This is a genomic window from Pontibacter sp. LHS2 (genome assembly GCF_058932845.1).
Window position 1 is genome coordinate 785,231 of record NZ_JBZYWG010000001.1, and the last position, 17,179, is coordinate 802,409.

Here is a 17,179-nt window from a genome sequence, read left to right on the forward strand (position 1 = left end):
TAATTGTATTATGAATGGAAGGCGTATAACTGGTTAAGATGAATATGTATCAGTATAATTGTACTTTTACAAGTAATATATATTTTTATAAATATAACTAAAAATCACTACAATTTTTTGCTAATAAAATTAGTATAATACGTATGATTTTAGTATGTTTACATGCCAGCACCAAGAGTGCTCTGTTAATTGTCAGGACACGAACAAAGAATAATAGTGGAAAAGGTAACATCGAATATAAGACACCTTCGCAAGCATGCCGGTTATACCCAGGCGCAGCTTGCTGAAAAATTAGAAATCAAGCGTTCGTTAGTTGGAGCGTATGAAGAGGGCAGAGCAGAGCCTAAGCTAAGCACTCTGGTTAATGTTGCACGCTTGTTCGAGGTTTCGCTTGATGAGCTAATCACAGCGGATCTCTCAGATCCTAATTTCAAGTCAGAAGCCAGCCAGACGGGGGGCGGTAAACTTCGTGTATTAGCTATTACAGTTGACCAGAATGATCGTGAGAATATTGAACTCGTTCCTCACAAAGCGAGTGCCGGTTATTTAAATGGATACGCAGACCCTGAGTTCATTGAGGATTTGCCTCGATTCCGGCTACCAACGCTTGGCAGCGGAGGCACTTACCGTGCTTTCGAGATCAGTGGAGACTCCATGTTGCCATTAGCTTCAGGTACTGTTATAGTAGGGCGATTTGTAGAAGACTGGGCAACTATTAAAGATGGTACTCCTTGTATTATTGTAAGTGGCAAAGAAGGTGTTGTTTTCAAGCGTGTTTACAATAAGATGAAAGAGGCATCCACGCTTCGCCTTCATTCTGACAACCCGCTTTACGTGCCTTACGAGTTGCCTGTAGAGGATGTAGTGGAAATATGGGAAGCAAAGTCTTATATCAGCTCTACTTTCCCTATTGCGGATATCTCGCTTGATAAGCTTTCATCTATTGTACTTGACCTTCAGAAAGAGATGCTTAAACTGAAAAAAGTTGACTAGTGCGACTTTAGTATAAGGTATAGTATAAACAGCGCATCCTGCCTCAAATGGGGCAGGATGCGCTGTTTAAGCCCTGTTTTATGAAGGTAGTTAACTACAAATGGCTTTATGCGTAAAGGCATAGCATAAAACAAAAGCGCGATATGATACGATTAATTACCGCTTCCCAAAGATATGAGGCCCAGGTGGATGAATGGCTCCGTTCCCACTATCTCTTCTCGTTTGCAGATTACTATGATCCTGAAAACATGGAATTCGGACCGCTCCGTGTCTTTAATGATGATTATGTGGGAGCCCATTCAGGCTTCCCGGCACATCCTCACTCTGATTTAGAGATAATCACGATTGTGCTTTCAGGAGAGCTGACCCACAAAGATAACATCGGAAACCAGTCAACTATCTCGCCAGGTCAGGTGCAGCGCATGACGGCAGGTACAGGTATAACTCATTCTGAATCGAATGACACTGACGAGGAAATTCACCTGCTGCAGCTTTGGTTTTTGCCGAATAAGCGTGGTCTGGCTCCATCTTATGAAGTGATGGACGTCGGCTTCCTTAAAGCAAAAGATGAGCTTATACCCCTTGTAACCGGTCAGAAGGTGCTCGAGGATGTCGCTTATATCAATTCCAATTCCACGGTTTACTACGGTAGTGTGTCGCAAGGCGAGGAAATCAATTTCAGAACATTTAAGATCCGTAGGACGCTGATCTATGTGCTGACGGGCAGTTTGCTAATAAACAATGCTGAAGCTGATATGCACGACCAAATCAGGCTGGATGAGCAGGAACTAGTAGCCATACGAGGGGTGGCAAATGCTACTTTTATACTGGTAGATGTTCCGGCTCTTGAAGCAAATTATTAAGTAAGGTATAGACTATAAACAGAACAGCGGGTAATCCCTGAGAGGAATTGCCCGCTGTTCTGTTTATTATAGCGTAATTTTTATTCGTCGTCTTCACCGGGAGCGGCTATCGCTTCCTGCAGCAGGTGTTCATCTAAGTGCTTGCTTGTTTTAGCTCCGAGTTCGCGCAGTATCTCCACTCTGCGTATCAGGTTTCCTTTTCCATCAGTGAGTTTATTCATGGCTCCGTTGTAAGCGCTCTGGCTCTGCTCAAGGTGTCGGCCTACAGTCTTGAGGTCTTCTACAAAACCCACAAACTTGTCGTAGAGCTTTCCGCTTTCCTCTGCAATCTTCAGTACATTTCGTTTTTGATCCTCCTGGCGCCACACCCCGGCGACGGTACGCAGGGTGGCCAGCAGGGTAGAGGTAGTCACCAACACAATGTTTTTGTCAAAGGCATCGGTAAAGATGTTTTGGTCGTGCTGCAAAGCCAGGTTGAAGGCAGGCTCGATCGGGATGTACATCAACACGAAGTCAGGAGAGTTAATGCCGCTCAGACGGTGATAGTTCTTTCGCCCCAAGTCAGTATAATGCGTTCGGATAGAACTAATGTGGCTGCGCAAATAAGCCTCGAGCTGTCCGTCATCCTCGCAGCTGCAATAGGCTTCATACGCAACCAGCGAGAGTTTGGAGTCGATCACCAGGTGCTTGGAGTCGGGAAGGCGAATGATTACGTCTGGCCGGTATACCTTTTGTTCGTCGTTCTGTCTGACTTCTTCACGCTCATAATGCACGCCTTTCCGTAGGCCTGATTTTTCAAGCAGACTTTCGAGGAGGTATTCACCCCAGTTACCCTGCGTCTTGTTCTCACCTTTCAGGGCTTTGGTCAGGTTAAGGGCATCCTGGCTCATCTGCTGGTTCAGGGCTGACAATTGATTGATCTGCTCCTTCAGTGAAATACTATCTTTCAGTGTTTTCTCGTAAGTTAGGTCTACCTTAGCCTCAAACTCGCGGATTCTTTCTTTCAAAGGTGTCAGAATCCGCTCCAGGTTTTCGGAAGAGGCCTTATTGAAGTGCTCAGCATTTGTCATGAGCACTTGATTGGAAATATGCTGAAATTGCTGAAGAAATTTCTCGCGGAGTTGTTCTAGTTCTTTAGCCTGCTCATGCATGCGCTGGCTGAGGTGTTCGTAATCTGTTTCTGTTTTAGTAAGCGCATTGGTTAGCTCCAGGGTTTCTGTTTGTGCTTCCCGCAGTTGCTTTTTAAGGGCTTCGGCCTCCTGTGCGCTATGTTTTGCCTGCCCTTCCAGCACACCCTGTGCCACTACTGCCTGATTGGCTTTGTCTTGCAGCGCACTTATTTTTCCTCTCATTGCCAAATACGCCACCACAAGCCCCGTTAAAAATGCCGCTATACCTACCATTATCTCCATTCAGTAAAGGTATGTTTTTTTAGCATTTCAAACCAGATGCTAAACTATTTAGTTTTTGGGCAAGTCTTCAAAGTCAGTTGCATTCCACTCTGCGTAAAACTGAGCCAGAAAATCTTCCATGTAATGATGTCTTTTCTCAGCCATGGCACGCGCTGTCGGAGTATGCATGCGTTCTTTCAGAAGAAGCAGCTTTTCATAGAAGTGGTTGATGGTAGGGGCAGTGCTGGACTTGTAGGCTTCAAAATTATCGTGTAGCACGGGAGCAGTGGACGGGTTATATAATTCACGTCCTTTGTGACCTCCGTAAGCAAACGTGCGGGCAATGCCAATCGCGCCGATCGCATCGAGCCGGTCAGCGTCCTGTACGATACGCCCCTCCAGGGTGGGCATGGCAGAAGAGGTGCCGGCTCCTTTGTAAGACAGGTCGCTGACAATGGCACATATAGCTGTGATGAGTTCTTCGTTCAGCCCCATCTTTTCCAGCCAATCCCGCACCATGCGTGGGCCAACCGTTTCATCACCATCATGGAATTTGTGGTCGCCAATATCATGCAGCAGAGCGGCAAGCTCTACCTGAAAAATGTCGGCGCCCTGTTCTAGTGATGCGATGTGCAGAGCATTCTTCCAGACTCTGTAGATATGCCACCAATCGTGACCGGAACCTTCGCCTTCGAGTTGTTCTCTCACATAGGTTGCCGTAGCGTCGATAATAGTCTGATGTTGCATGCTTAGGAATATTTTTGCCAAAACTGCAAAATATACCTGTAAGCTACAATCCATAAATTATACCGCTATACCTGTCACAGCTTTAGCTTTAACACCTTCTCTATTGAGTGGTGGCACTAATTCCAACTCCAGCAAATCGGCCCAGGTATGTAGGTATAGCACTACATCATCACGAAGATTATGTTTCAAATAGCGTCTGTTCTTCGGAAGCGCGGCTTTCACATTTGCATCTGAAAGCCGCTCTAAGTGTGCTAAATCATCTTTTGTTAATCCCCAGGAAATCATCTGGTCTATAATCTCGTCCATAGGTAAGCCACTCTGTGGACAGTAGTCGCGAAGCTGCTCTCCCCAGTCGCCGTGTCGCCACATGGCGGCTCCGTGTATGTAGCCTTTATCAAGTTGTGTGATGGTCTGGGCCAGGTGACCGCAATTGCAGCTGCCCATATGCCCCCATTGATAATTGGCGCCTTGTGCCAGTCGGTCGGCTGTTTGACGGATAGCCGCAACCAGTTGTGCTGAACTTCTTGCCATAAAATAGTTTGTTAGGTATAAGATATAGAAATGAGGTATTAACTTCTCTAATACTATAAAACGACAACTCCTTCAAATGTTATGAATTAGCACCCGATTTTCATTGCTCCCCCTGGCTTTATACCTTTGCAGGTATACCTGCTCATCTGAAAAGCCACATATTATGCGTGTATTAGCTGTTATCGTTTCCTTCCTTTTGATCTCCCTTGTCTATGCTGTCCCTCATGCGGAAGCCCAGATTCTGAACATTGAGAGGGCAAGGGTGCAACGCGACACGGCTGATTTCCTGACCGGTAAGGCGGGGCTTAATTTTTCGATGTTCAACCGCAATGCGGGGCGTAACAACCCCAATAATTTTCTGCAGTTGACTTTTAACGGTGATCTGGCCTATATATCCAAGCAGCATACCTACCTGTTTCTGAACTACTATAATTACCTGTTAGTGAATTATGACTCCCGGGAGTTGCGCAATACTGTGGCAAGTAATGGATACTCACACTTTCGGACGAATTTGTTCAGCCGACGCAAAGTTTCCTACGAACTCTTTACACAATACCAGGCAGACATGGCCCGCGGATTGGAGCGAAGAATTCTGACGGGTGGGGGAGTGCGCTGGCTGCTTTATCGCACTGATAACACCTCATGGTTTGCAGGCACCGGCTTAATGCATGAGCACGAGAGCTGGGATGATCCGGAGCAGGAGGATGTCACACGCAGGGCAGATTTGCTTAAGTCTACCAATTACATCAGTTTGCGCTCTAAACTATCCGAGCACGTCGAGACAAATAACATAGCCTACTACCAGACAGGATATGATCAGCAAATCAGCCGATTTCGCAACCGCATCAGCGGTGACCTGGGCCTGACAGTCAAGCTGATCGGACATGTGTCAATGCGCACTAATTTCAGCTTCACCTACGAAGACAGACCCATTGTACCCGTGACCCGATTCATCTATGCGATTACCAACGGATTGCAGGTAGATTTTTAGCGAAACACCCTTTTCATAACAGCCAACACATTAATTGTACTGAGCTTACGCACTTTTATATCAAACTTTTTTAATATTATTTGCATTGAGCCAAACAATGCAGTCAAGTTTGGCGTAAGCTGCGTCATAGGATTTATGTTACAAGGTGCTGTTTATACCGCATCACTGTAACTATCCTGTGACCGGAACACTCAATCCTGGTAATTGACGTTTAATTAAATAACTGGTAAGTCCAGCGTGCTATAACTGCGCACATTTGTACTTTTTATTCGATGGAAAAAACTTCTAAAATTTATATTGCCGGCCATAGGGGAATGGTGGGGTCCGCCATCCTGCGCAAACTTGAGGCAAATGGCCATAACCAGATCATCACCCGCACTTCTTCTGAACTGGATTTGAGAAACCAGCAGGCTGTACAGGAATTCTTTGAAACAGAGAAACCCGATTATGTATTTCTGGCAGCTGCCAAAGTAGGAGGTATACACGCCAACAACACTTTCCGCGCAGAATTTCTTTACGATAACCTTATGATTGAGGCCAACATCATTCAGGCCGCACATCAATATGGTGTGAAGAAACTGATGTTCCTGGGTTCTTCGTGCATCTATCCTAAAATGGCGCCTCAACCCTTGAAGGAGGAATACCTGCTGACTGGGCCGCTGGAGCAGACGAACGAGCCTTATGCCATTGCTAAAATTGCAGGTATAAAACTTTGTGAGTCCTACCGTGATCAGTATGGCAGCAACTTTATCAGCGTGATGCCAACGAACCTCTACGGCTATAACGATAACTATGATCTTCAGAACTCGCACGTGCTTCCTGCCTTGATTCGAAAAATACATGAGGCGAAAGACAACGGCGCACCTGCTGTTACCGTATGGGGCACAGGGAGTCCGAAGCGCGAGTTCCTTTTCGCAGATGACCTGGCTGCTGCCTGTGTATACCTGATGGAAAATTATGACGGCCGTGAACTGGTCAATATCGGAACAGGGGAGGATATATCGATCAAAGAGCTTGCCCTGTTGATCAAAGATGTGATTGGCTATGAAGGCGAACTGGAGTTTGATACTTCGAAGCCCGACGGCACACCACGCAAACTGATGGATGTAAGCAAACTGCACAGCCTTGGTTTCCGACACCAAATTGATTTACGCGAAGGTATAGCACTTGCTTATGCCGATTTCAAAGAAAAATACGTGACTGCTTAGTCATACATTCTATACAACCATAAAAAGAGAATTACATTAAAGAAGTATATCACATGAAAACAGCCCTTATCACTGGCGTTACCGGACAGGACGGCGCATACTTAGCGGAGCTATTATTAAGCAAAGGATATAAAGTACACGGTGTGAAGCGCCGTAGCTCGATGTTCAACACAGAGCGCATCGATCACCTCTACCAGGATCCGCACGAGAAGAACATCAACTTCAAGCTGCACTATGGTGACCTGACCGACTCTACCAACCTGATCCGTATTATTCAGGAAACGCAGCCAGATGAGATTTACAACCTGGCAGCGATGAGCCACGTGAAGGTGAGCTTTGACACGCCCGAATATACCGCCAACGCTGACGGTCTGGGCACGCTGCGTATCCTGGAAGCTATCCGCATCCTGGGGCTGACGAAGAAAACGAAGGTATACCAGGCTTCTACTTCTGAGTTGTACGGTCTGGTGCAGGCTGTACCGCAGACAGAGACTACGCCATTCTACCCGCGCTCCCCTTATGCAGTGGCTAAACTTTACGCTTACTGGATCACGGTGAACTACCGCGAAGCTTATGGCATGTTTGCTTGCAACGGTATCCTCTTCAACCACGAATCACCGCTGAGAGGTGAAACTTTTGTGACGCGTAAGATCACACGTGCTGCGGCCCGTATCGCAATGGGTCTACAGGACGGTCTGTACCTGGGTAACCTGGACGCCAAACGTGACTGGGGTCATGCCAAGGACTACGTAGAGGCTATGTGGCGTATCCTGCAGCAGGACGAACCGGAGGACTTTGTTATCGCTACTGGTGTAACCACTACGGTACGTGACTTTGTGAAGATGTCATTTGCCGAGGTGGGCATTGAGATTGAGTTCAAGGGAGAAGGTGTGGACGAAAAAGGCTACGTGGCTGCCTGCAACAATCCGGAGTACCAGATTGAAATTGGCAAAGAAGTGGTATGTGTAGATCCGAACTACTTCCGTCCGACAGAGGTGGAACTGTTGATCGGTGATGCAACCAAGTCAAAAGAAAAACTGGGCTGGACTCCTAAATACGATTTGCCAGCACTGGTAAAAGACATGATGCAAAATGACATCGAACTGTTCAAGCGTGACACTTACCTGATGGAAGGTGGTCACCGCATCCTGAACTACCACGAATAATCTGCTTTATCTTTAGTAAGGTATAGCTTTATAAAAATGGCAGCTTCACTTAGTGGAGCTGCCATTTTTGTTTCTAGTATACTTCGTACCTCACACTGACAGAATGTGGAGGGATAGAAGGTAGAGAAGTGAATAGGACAGGAGAGCTTTGTTGTCTTGCTGGTCGATTACACATATCTGTTGCTACCTTGTAGGGACAGGCCGCGACCCTTCCAATCGTGCACGGGTATAGGTATAGGTATAGGTATAGGTATAGGTATAGGTATAGGTATAGGTATAGAATGGAAGAGGGGAGGTCTTTAAACGCAAAAAGCCCTTACTTTCGCAAGAGCTTTTAAGCGGTCTGGACGGGACTCGAACCCGCGACCTCCGCCGTGACAGGGCGGCATTCTAACCAACTGAACTACCAGACCAATACTTTAAATAAATCAGAGTCATCTACTCTGAGCAAAAACCGCAGTTTAAATCTGCGGTCTGGACGGGACTCGAACCCGCGACCTCCGCCGTGACAGGGCGGCATTCTAACCAACTGAACTACCAGACCAAAATCTTGAAACGTGCAGAGCCTGTTGCTCTACTTGTAAATTAACCGCAGGGGTTTAAGCTGCGGTCTGGACGGGACTCGAACCCGCGACCTCCGCCGTGACAGGGCGGCATTCTAACCAACTGAACTACCAGACCAAATGTATTTCGATAACGCTATCCGTTAAAGTGTCACAAATGTAGAGGGTAAATTTTGATTCTGCAAGTGTCACGCTACATTTTGGCCCTATATTTTCGCCTTAAAAACGTAACTAGCTCAAAACCAAATATTCTTTTTTTGTAATAGACGATAATTTTTGAAGATTGGCAATTCCGTAACTGTAAACTGTTAAATTTGTGCTTCAATCAGCAATGAGGAATTATGCTTTTGGATTTTGAACAACCTATAGCGGCCCTGGAGGGCAAATTGCAGGAAATGAAAAAACTGGCCAGCGAAAGCCAGGTAGACGTTTCTGAAGCAGTCAAAGCGCTTGAAGAAAAAATAAAGACGCTAAAGAAAGAGACCTACGCCAACCTCACCCGTTGGCAGCGCGTTCAACTCTCCCGTCATCCTGATAGACCCTATACCCTGGACTACATCGCCGGACTCACTTCCAAGTTTGTGGAGTTGCATGGCGACCGCACTGTAAGCGACGACAAGGCGATGGTGGGTGGTTTTGGCGAAGTAGATGGCCGCAGCGTGATGTTCATTGGTCAGCAGAAGGGGCGAAACACCAAGCAGCGTCAGATGCGCAACTTTGGTATGGCTAACCCGGAAGGTTACCGCAAAGCGCTTCGCCTGATGAAAATGGCGGAGAAGTTTGGTCGTCCTATTGTGACGTTTATTGATACGCCAGGCGCTTTTCCTGGACTGGAGGCTGAGGAGCGTGGACAAGGTGAGGCAATTGCCCGCAACCTGAAAGAAATGTTCATGCTGAAAGTACCGGTGATCTGTATCATCATAGGAGAGGGTGCTTCCGGTGGTGCGCTAGGTATAGCAATCGGTGATCGTGTGATGATGCTTGAAAATACCTGGTATTCTGTTATCTCGCCTGAATCTTGCTCATCTATCTTATGGCGCAGCTGGAATTATAAAGAGCAGGCTGCTGAAGCGCTCAAGCTCACAGCTACCGACATGCTGCAGAACAAGTTGATTGACGGTATTATCAAGGAGCCGCTAGGCGGGGCCCATACGGAGCCAGATAAAATGATGCGCACGCTTAAGAAAGAGATCTGTAAAATGCTGGATGAGTTGGAAGGTATAGCTCCCGAAGACCGCATCATGCAGCGCATCGAGAAATTCTCTGCCATGGGCGTGGTAGTAGAAGGTTAACCTAGAGTAGAACATCGTGAAATTTTAAGTAGGCGTAAATCCGGCACTTTAAAGTTTTACTCCCTAAAATATATAAGAGGTGGCGGCCATACTGGTTTTGCCACCTCTTTTTGATTTGGTAACTTTAAGGGGAAAGCTATAAGTATAGTCTGGACATCGAGTAAAAGGAAATGATCAATACATTTCTCTTGAATTACCCTTAATTCCTAACACTATAAAATTATGAAACTACACGTAATCGATACAGGATTCTTTAAGTTGGATGGTGGCGCCATGTTCGGGGTCGTGCCCAAATCACTGTGGCAGCGCACAAACCCAGCCGATGAAAATAATTTGTGTACCTGGGCGATGCGCTGTATGTTGATTGAAGACGGCGATCGACTTATCCTCATCGATAATGGAATAGGTGATAAACAGGACGCAAAGTTTTACAGTCATTATTACCTTCATGGAGATGCTACGCTTGAGAAATCCTTACACGCTGCCGGATTCTCGCACCAGGATATCACGGATGTTTTTCTGACACACCTGCATTTTGATCACTGTGGCGGCGGTGTCAGGTATAAGAACAGTGATGGGGCTATAGAACTTGTTTTCCCGAATGCAACCTACTGGTCAAATGCTGACCACTGGAAATGGGCTACGGAGCCAAATGCGCGTGAAAAAGCGTCTTTCCTGAAAGAAAACATCCTGCCGATGCAGGAAAGTGGCCACCTGCAGTTTGTTGACCCTGCCAAGCCTTCTCCTTTCCCGCAGTTTGACATCTTTTACGCTGATGGACATACAGACAAGATGATGGTGCCCATCATCACCTATAAGAATCGCCAAGTAGCTTTCATGGCTGATTTGCTGCCTTCTACAGGGCATATACCATTGCCATACGTCATGGGTTATGATACACGTCCTTTGCTGACACTTGACGAGAAAGCCCGCTTTCTAAACATGGCGGCGGAAGAGAACTTAGTGCTATACCTGGAGCATGATGCTGTGAATGAATGCTGTACCGTGCAGCACACTGAAAAGGGTGTTCGCTTAGCCTCCACATTTTCACTCAGCGAACTTTAGATGAAGCAAATAGGGCTGGCACTATCAGGAGGCGCTGCCAGAGGTATCGCACACTTGGGCGTACTCAAAGCCTTTGACGAACTAGGGATCAAGCCAGCTATTCTTTCCGGGGTAAGTTCAGGCGCTATTGTAGCCGTGTTTTACGCAGCGGGTTTTAGTCCAGACGATATACTGCGCCTCATCAAGGAATTGCGTATCTACCGTATCATGCGATTGGCCATCGGTCAAGTAGGTATACTCCATCTAGACGAAGTAGAAAAACTCTACTGCCGCCATCTCGGGGAGAATGCCACTTTTGAAGACTTGCAGCTGCCTGTTATTATCGGTGCTACTGATATGCATGCCGGCGTGACTGTTAACTTTTCCAGTGGTAACCTGATCAAGCCATTGATTGCTTCCTCCGCAGTTCCCGTTTTATACAGGCCAGTGCAATATGAGGGCATGCTGTTAAATGACGGTGGTTTGCTGGACAATCTGCCAACAGCGGCTTTGGAGGGAAAATGTGATATAAAGATAGGGGTGCATAGTAATCCCTTGAACCATGATGTGCGTATCACCAGCTTGCGAAGTATGATCGAGCGAACTGCACATTTGGCAATAAACAACAATGTGCAATTGCGCCGCCACCTCTGTGATTTTTTTGTGGAACCACCCGAATTGAAGCACTACAGGCTCATGAGCTTTAGCAAAGCTGATGAACTTTTTCAAATTGGTTACAACTATACAATAAGTATTAAAAATGAATTAATCGGGGCAACTCAATCAGCTTAGCAGAGTAAGCTTTAAAAAAATATTTATCTTTTAAGATTATTAATATTAAAAGATAAAATTTAATCTTACTTTTCATATTAATCGTAAATACTGCATATACAATCTAACTCTGCCATGCTACATCGTATCTTTACCCTTATTGTAGCCCTAATTTTTATTAACATTTGTTCTCTTAGGGCCCAGGAAAATGAGAGTTCGCTGATTAGAGCCAAAATCAAACACGGTTCTCTGATGCTAGGTGGTAATCTTCAGGGGAGTTACCTGATTACCTCCAATGAACTGAACAGAGCCGGTCAGGAAGTAACTGGCCGACGGATCGACTTTAATTTACGCAGCAAAAACGGTTATTTTGTGCGTGAGGACTTTGCCGTGGGGCTTGACCTCAGTGTGCTGCACCGGAGTAGTAAGATAACCGATGCTTCAGACAATGTGCGGGAACCCAGCAGAGAAACTTTTGTAATGGCAGGACCTTTTCTTCGCTATTATATGCTCAATGGTGTTTTCGGTGAACTGACCTTATTGGCCGGACTCCAAAATTTCAATGATGTTGATCGGAAGTATAAAGCTTTGGAAGGTGGCGTTGGTTTAGGTTATGCGCTGTTCCTGAACAAGCAGTTTTCACTTGAGCCAGTTATCTCATTACGTTACTTCCGCAAAGTGGACCGCGACGGCAGGGCCTACACTGAACTTGGGCCAATGATTGGCTTCGGATTGCAGGCCTATCTTTTGCGTCAGAAGTCGCACGTGATCAAACGCGCCCTATAAGATTCTGTTTTTGCAGAGAATATACTATATTTGAAATGCTAATCCATTCTCCCTTGTAGAGTCGTGGATTAGCATTTTTTTATAGCCTATTATATGTTAGCAAAAGCGATCTCTAAACTTCTTTTCAAAATTGCAGGCTGGAAATTAAATGGCAATCTGGCACCAGATCAGCGCCGTTGCGTCATGGTGGCCGCACCACATACCAGTAACTGGGATTTCATATTCGCCCGGGCCGCCTTTTACATGATGGAGGCTCCAATTCGATTTACCATCAAGAAAGAATTCATGAAATTCCCTTTTGGTGGTCTTCTCAAATCAATGGGTGCCTTACCGATTGACCGTTCTAAAAACACAAGAATGGTTGATGCTATGATCAAGATCATCAAAGAAACGCCAGGCGATATGTGTGTGCTCGTAACACCAGAAGGTACCCGCAAATACCAGCCACGCTGGCGTATGGGTTTCTACCATGTAGCCATTGGTGCAGGCGTACCAATTGTGCTAGGCTATGTAGACTATGCTAAAAAGGAGGCAGGTATAGGACCATCTATTTACCCATCAGGGGACATAGAAGCCGATTTGGAAAAGATCATGGCTTTCTATCGTACGAAAACTGGCAAGTATCCTGAGCAAGGGGTTAGATAAGTTTTATTGGTGCTGATGCCATTCTTCTTGTACCTGTTAACATAAGGCAAAGCAATTCAAATTGCTTTGTAAGCGCTAAGCTCTTTACTATATTCTTTCATTAACCTCTGCTGCAGGTTTTTTTTGACTGCATCTATCCTTTAATCCCTATTTCAAATGAACATAGAAGTTTTAAGAGAGTATTGCCTTAACCTGAAAGGGGTAACAGAAGATGTGAAATGGGGAAATGATCTTTGTTTTCTTATCGGGGGTAAAATGTTTTGCGTGACCAGTCTTCAGGGAGATCCAAGTGTTTCATTTAAAGTAATCGACGCTGAGTTTGACGAACTCTCAAATACCGCGGCAATCATACCTGCTCCATACATGGCTCGTAACAAATGGGTGCAGGTGCAAGCATGGGACCGGCTAACTATACAAGAGTGGGAAAGTTATGTTAAACAGTCTTATGAGCTGGTAAAGTCTAAACTGACTAAAAAGCTACAAAAAGAGATCGATGCTTAAGCTGGGATTATGTATCATAGTTTCAAAACAGAAGAGCCGCTGATTTATTCAGCGGCTCTTCTGTTTTGAGGGTAAGTCGGATCCTAAGCGATCTGTCTTAAATCGACTGGTATAACTCTGGATATACCTGCTTCGATCATGGTAATGCCATACATCACGTCAGTTGAGGCCATTGTGCGCTTGTTATGCGTCACGACAATAAACTGCGACTCGTTTGAGAAGGTACGGATGATGTTGTTAAACTTGTCAATGTTCGCATCATCCAGTGGTGCGTCTACCTCGTCAAAAATACAGAACGGTGCTGGCTTAAGCAGGTAGATAGCAAACAGGAGAGAGATCGCCGTTAAGGTTTTCTCACCACCTGACAACTGATTGATAGTCAGCGGTCGCTTGCCTTTCGGTTGCGCCATAATTTCGATGCGGGAGTCCAACGGGTTCTTCGGGTCAGTGAGTACCAGGTCGCAGTTATCTTCTTCTGTGAATAGGCTACGGAACACACGGATAAAGTTCTGCTTGATCTCGTTGAACGAAGACAAGAACTTCTCTTTAGCTACAGTGTCGATCTCATTGATCGTGTCAATGAGGGCATTTTTAGCGTTCACCAGGTCATCACGCTGCTCTGTTATGAACTTGTTGCGTTCTTCAATCTCAACATAGGCCTCCGCTGCCATGGCATTCACAGGGCCCATTCGGTCCAGTGATGACTTAACCTCGGAAATATTCTTGTTCAGTTCTTCATTACTCAACTGGAAGAGTCCATCATGAGCAAGTTCAGGTATAGGTTGCTCCAGTTCTTCCGTAGCAATGTTGAACTCTGCTCCAAGACGCTCCTGCACTGACACCAGTTTGATACGCGTGTCATTTATGGTCTGCTGCATACGCATCAGGAGTTCATCTGCGTTCTGGCGCTTGCGTTGCAGCTCCCGGATTGTCTTGTCTTTCTCGTCCAGTTCACCTCGCAGGCTGAAGTATTTCTTTTCTACCGCATCCAGTTCATAACCAAACTCCCGGCGGGCCTCCACCATGGTCTGCACCAAAGCCTCGTTCTCTTCTATAAAGTCCGTCGCCTCTAAGGTTTCTTCTTCAGATTTTTGGAGTTCCTGACGCAATCCGGCAATGCGCTCCTGGTTTGTCTCTACTGTCTTCTGTTTATAGCTGATCTCCTGTTGTAGTGAGCCAAAGCGATTTTTGAGCTGGTGGAACTGTATGTTCTCCTGGTTATACATACCAGAGATTACACTGATCTGCTCTTGTTGCTGGTTGATTTGCGAAGTAAGCACGGCTAACTGCTCTTCCAGCTGCTTCAATTCCTGCATGTCTTCCTCTGCTTGAGGCGACACTTGCTGACTTTGAATGTAAAGGTCATCCAGGCGTTTCTGCAACTCCTGTTGCTTCTGATCGAAGTTTTTGCGATTCTGCTGGTGCTGCTCGTTTTTGATGCGTACCGTGAGCAGGTCCTGCTGCAGCTTGGCCACTTCTTTTTCAAGCTGTTTGATCGCTTCTTTCTGCGATTCGCTGCGGTAGTTGATCAGAATTTGCTGCTGCGCGTTGATACGGCTTTGCATCAATTCTACTTCCTGCTGAAGCTGCTCTAGCTCTTCGGCCAACTGCTCCAGATTTTGCTTACGGCCCAGACGGCTGCCGTCAAACAGACCTACCGAACCACCAGACAGGCTCAGCGGCTTCTTGATAGCAGAGCCATCTTTCAGGATGATCGTGCGGTAGTCCTCTGCGGAGAAGTCTTCCTCGGTCTCGTCGCTGATGTACACATTGCGCAGCATGTACTTAAGTAAACTACTGTATTTTTTATCAGCTTTTACCACCTCAAAGGCAGCTTTCAGAGCACCATCGCTAAAAGTAGCTGTCGGCTCCAATTCTTCAATCTCAGAAAGAATGATAAAGTTAGCGCGTCCCTTATTGTGTTGCTTGAGTAAGGCGATTGCTTCCACGGCATCTTGCAATTCTTCCACAACGAAGAAGTTCATGTAGGGCTCAAGGTAGCTTTCGATAAGTGACTTGTATTCAGGCTCGCATGCGATGATATCAGATAGGAGAGGAGCTGGATTGCTCCAATTGTCTGACTGCGCCAGGTACTTGATCGCCTCCGGAAAACCTTCCATATTTTCCACCAACGATTTGGTCAGGTTATACTGGTTCTGACGGGCGTCACGCTTTCTGTTCAGCGCTACCAACTGCTCTTTCAGTCCTTCAATGTCGGTTTCTGTTTTCTCGACGTTCTGCAACAGCGACTCTTCTTTGGCCTGCAGACTCACCAGTGCAGAGGTCTTTTCTTCCAGTTCTGCTTGTGCTTCCTGTAGTTGTTCCTGCAGTACAGCGGCGTCTTCATCGGCTGTTAGTTGTTGCTGGCGAAGTTGCTCCAGGTCCTGCGTCAGGTTTTGAATCTGCACCTGGCTTATCTCAAGTGATTTGTTCAGTTGGAAAACAGCATTTTGCTTGCTGCGTTGCTCCTGTGATAACTCCTGAAATTCCTCCTGCAGACCCAGCTTCTGCTCGTTGGCCTCTTGCAGTTGCTCTTTCAAAGCGTTTACCTGCTCTTCGGCACCAGCAAAGCTGTCCTGCACTTGAATTAGCTCATCGCGGAGTTCCACAATGCTCTCCTGTGTATGCTCGAGGTTGGCAGTATCCTGACTGATCTGTTGACGCAATTGTGTCATGCGCTCTTTCAGGAAGTTGCTGCGCTCAGACTTGAGCTTAATGTCGTTTTCCAGCTGACGCAATTTTGCAGTCTGTACCTGCATAGTTTTCTGCATCTCAGTTAGCTGCTCCTGCGTCAGGTTCAGTTCCGCTTTCTGGTCTGCTATAGCATCTTCAGCTTCTGTTACAGCCACTACATAACCTTCCTTCAGAGCGGTTTCCTGCTGCACATCCTGTTCAAGACGCTCCAATGTTTGCTGGTACTGGTTGATGTTACGACGGGCATACTCCAGGCTGAATTTCTTGTAGTCATCCTTTAACTGGAAGTACTTAATTGCCTGTTTTGCCTGACGTTCCAGCGTTTTCATATTCTTGCCAATCTCAAAGAGCACGTCTTCGACACGCTCCAGGTCGGCATCAGTCTCTTCCAGTTTTTTGAGCGTTTGCTTCTTGCGTACCCTGAACTTAGATATACCGGCAGCCTCCTCAAACAACAGTCGGCGGGAATTTTCCTTGTCATTCAGGATCTCGTCCACCATTTTGAGCTCAATGATGGCATAGCTGTCAGAGCCTATACCTGTGTCGAGGAAGAGTTCATTGATGTCTTTGAGGCGGCAGGTTACGCCGTTGAGCATGTATTCACTGTCGCCATTTCGGTAGTACTTGCGGGTGACAGTGACTTGGGAATACTCGGTTGGGAGAATACCTTTGTTGTTGTCGAAGGTAATGGATACCTCTGCCATCTGCACCGGCTTGCGGGTTTTGGAGCCGTTGAAAATCACGTTCTCCATTTTGTCGGATCGCAGGTTACGCGTCTTTTGCTCCCCTAATACCCAGCGTATGGCATCCACGATGTTGGATTTACCACATCCATTGGGGCCTACTATACCTGTGATACCCTCATCAAAATTAATGACAACGCGGTCGCCAAAACTCTTGAATCCTTTAATTTCTAATCTTGATACTTGCATTCGCGTCAGCGGAATCTATTCAAACCAAACTCAAAAATAAGACTAATTTGTTTACCATAGC

General features: G+C 46.2%; 16 protein-coding genes and 3 tRNA genes. 11 read left to right on the forward strand and 8 right to left on the reverse strand.

Annotated features, from left to right (window positions below):
- The first annotated feature begins 216 nt into the window (after positions 1-216).
- Positions 217-993 carry an XRE family transcriptional regulator gene (locus tag AC5FX6_RS03375; protein ID WP_493595618.1) on the forward strand — a complete coding sequence of 259 codons (777 nt, stop codon included), beginning with the start codon at positions 217-219 and terminating at the stop codon, positions 991-993.
- 143 nt (positions 994-1,136) lie between these two features.
- On the forward strand, positions 1,137-1,856 hold the full coding sequence (locus tag AC5FX6_RS03380; protein ID WP_493595619.1) for a pirin family protein: 720 nt from the start codon (positions 1,137-1,139) through the stop codon (positions 1,854-1,856).
- Between the two features lie 80 nt (positions 1,857-1,936).
- On the opposite strand, the gene AC5FX6_RS03385 is transcribed toward AC5FX6_RS03380, so the two are convergent.
- From AC5FX6_RS03385 to AC5FX6_RS03395, 3 genes are read right to left on the reverse strand one after another with little or no spacing between them, the layout of a single operon-like run.
- Entirely contained in the window at positions 1,937-3,268 is a 1,332-nt protein-coding gene (locus AC5FX6_RS03385; protein ID WP_493595620.1) for a DNA recombination protein RmuC, read from the reverse strand.
- 48 nt (positions 3,269-3,316) lie between these two features.
- Positions 3,317-3,994, reverse strand: a complete 678-nt coding sequence (locus AC5FX6_RS03390; RefSeq protein WP_493595621.1) for an HD domain-containing protein — start codon at positions 3,992-3,994, stop codon at positions 3,317-3,319.
- Between the two features lie 57 nt (positions 3,995-4,051).
- Positions 4,052-4,525 (reverse strand): hypothetical protein, encoded by a 474-nt coding sequence (locus tag AC5FX6_RS03395; RefSeq protein WP_493595622.1) that lies wholly within the window; start codon positions 4,523-4,525, stop codon positions 4,052-4,054.
- 163 nt (positions 4,526-4,688) lie between these two features.
- Between AC5FX6_RS03395 and AC5FX6_RS03400 the strand changes: the two genes are divergently transcribed.
- From AC5FX6_RS03400 to gmd, 3 genes are all read left to right on the forward strand, one after another.
- A complete protein-coding gene (locus AC5FX6_RS03400) occupies positions 4,689-5,516 on the forward strand; it encodes a DUF481 domain-containing protein (RefSeq protein ID WP_493595623.1) in 828 nt (275 codons plus the stop codon).
- A gap of 254 nt (positions 5,517-5,770) precedes the next feature.
- A complete protein-coding gene (gene fcl, locus AC5FX6_RS03405) occupies positions 5,771-6,724 on the forward strand; it encodes a GDP-L-fucose synthase (protein ID WP_493596637.1) in 954 nt (317 codons plus the stop codon).
- Between the two features lie 53 nt (positions 6,725-6,777).
- Complete coding sequence (gene gmd, locus AC5FX6_RS03410; RefSeq protein ID WP_196115001.1) at positions 6,778-7,890, forward strand: GDP-mannose 4,6-dehydratase; 1,113 nt, start codon at positions 6,778-6,780, stop codon at positions 7,888-7,890.
- Between the two features lie 183 nt (positions 7,891-8,073).
- Here the strand turns inward: gmd and AC5FX6_RS03415 are convergent, their stop codons facing one another.
- The 4 genes from AC5FX6_RS03415 to AC5FX6_RS03430 all read right to left on the reverse strand — a co-directional run bounded on the left by AC5FX6_RS03415 (position 8,074) and on the right by AC5FX6_RS03430 (position 8,571).
- Positions 8,074-8,199 (reverse strand): hypothetical protein, encoded by a 126-nt coding sequence (locus AC5FX6_RS03415; RefSeq protein WP_493595624.1) that lies wholly within the window; start codon positions 8,197-8,199, stop codon positions 8,074-8,076.
- Between the two features lie 30 nt (positions 8,200-8,229).
- Positions 8,230-8,303: transfer RNA gene (locus tag AC5FX6_RS03420), tRNA-Asp, on the reverse strand.
- Positions 8,304-8,360: 57 nt separating this feature from the next.
- Positions 8,361-8,434 (reverse strand) — tRNA-Asp (locus tag AC5FX6_RS03425).
- Positions 8,435-8,497: 63 nt separating this feature from the next.
- Positions 8,498-8,571, reverse strand: a tRNA-Asp gene (locus tag AC5FX6_RS03430).
- 223 nt (positions 8,572-8,794) lie between these two features.
- On the opposite strand from AC5FX6_RS03430, the gene AC5FX6_RS03435 reads away from it, so the two are divergent.
- The 6 genes from AC5FX6_RS03435 (at position 8,795) to AC5FX6_RS03460 (ending at position 13,492) form a co-directional block, all read left to right on the forward strand.
- Positions 8,795-9,745: an acetyl-CoA carboxylase carboxyltransferase subunit alpha gene (locus tag AC5FX6_RS03435; RefSeq protein WP_493595625.1), complete on the forward strand. Its 951-nt coding sequence runs from the start codon at positions 8,795-8,797 to the stop codon at positions 9,743-9,745.
- 222 nt (positions 9,746-9,967) lie between these two features.
- Positions 9,968-10,810 carry an MBL fold metallo-hydrolase gene (locus tag AC5FX6_RS03440; protein ID WP_493595626.1) on the forward strand — a complete coding sequence of 281 codons (843 nt, stop codon included), beginning with the start codon at positions 9,968-9,970 and terminating at the stop codon, positions 10,808-10,810.
- Entirely contained in the window at positions 10,811-11,581 is a 771-nt protein-coding gene (locus AC5FX6_RS03445) for a patatin-like phospholipase family protein (protein ID WP_493595627.1), read from the forward strand.
- 231 nt (positions 11,582-11,812) lie between these two features.
- Positions 11,813-12,346, forward strand: a complete 534-nt coding sequence (locus AC5FX6_RS03450) for a hypothetical protein (RefSeq protein WP_493595628.1) — start codon at positions 11,813-11,815, stop codon at positions 12,344-12,346.
- A gap of 93 nt (positions 12,347-12,439) precedes the next feature.
- The gene (locus AC5FX6_RS03455; RefSeq protein WP_493595629.1) at positions 12,440-12,991 is read left to right on the forward strand and encodes a 1-acyl-sn-glycerol-3-phosphate acyltransferase; all 552 of its coding nucleotides are present in this window, start codon (positions 12,440-12,442) and stop codon (positions 12,989-12,991) included.
- A 156-nt stretch (positions 12,992-13,147) separates the two neighbouring features.
- Positions 13,148-13,492 carry an MmcQ/YjbR family DNA-binding protein gene (locus AC5FX6_RS03460; protein WP_493595630.1) on the forward strand — a complete coding sequence of 115 codons (345 nt, stop codon included), beginning with the start codon at positions 13,148-13,150 and terminating at the stop codon, positions 13,490-13,492.
- A gap of 83 nt (positions 13,493-13,575) precedes the next feature.
- On the opposite strand, the gene smc is transcribed toward AC5FX6_RS03460, so the two are convergent.
- A complete protein-coding gene (smc, locus tag AC5FX6_RS03465) occupies positions 13,576-17,118 on the reverse strand; it encodes a chromosome segregation protein SMC (RefSeq protein ID WP_493595631.1) in 3,543 nt (1,180 codons plus the stop codon).
- Between the last annotated feature and the right edge of the window lie 61 nt (positions 17,119-17,179).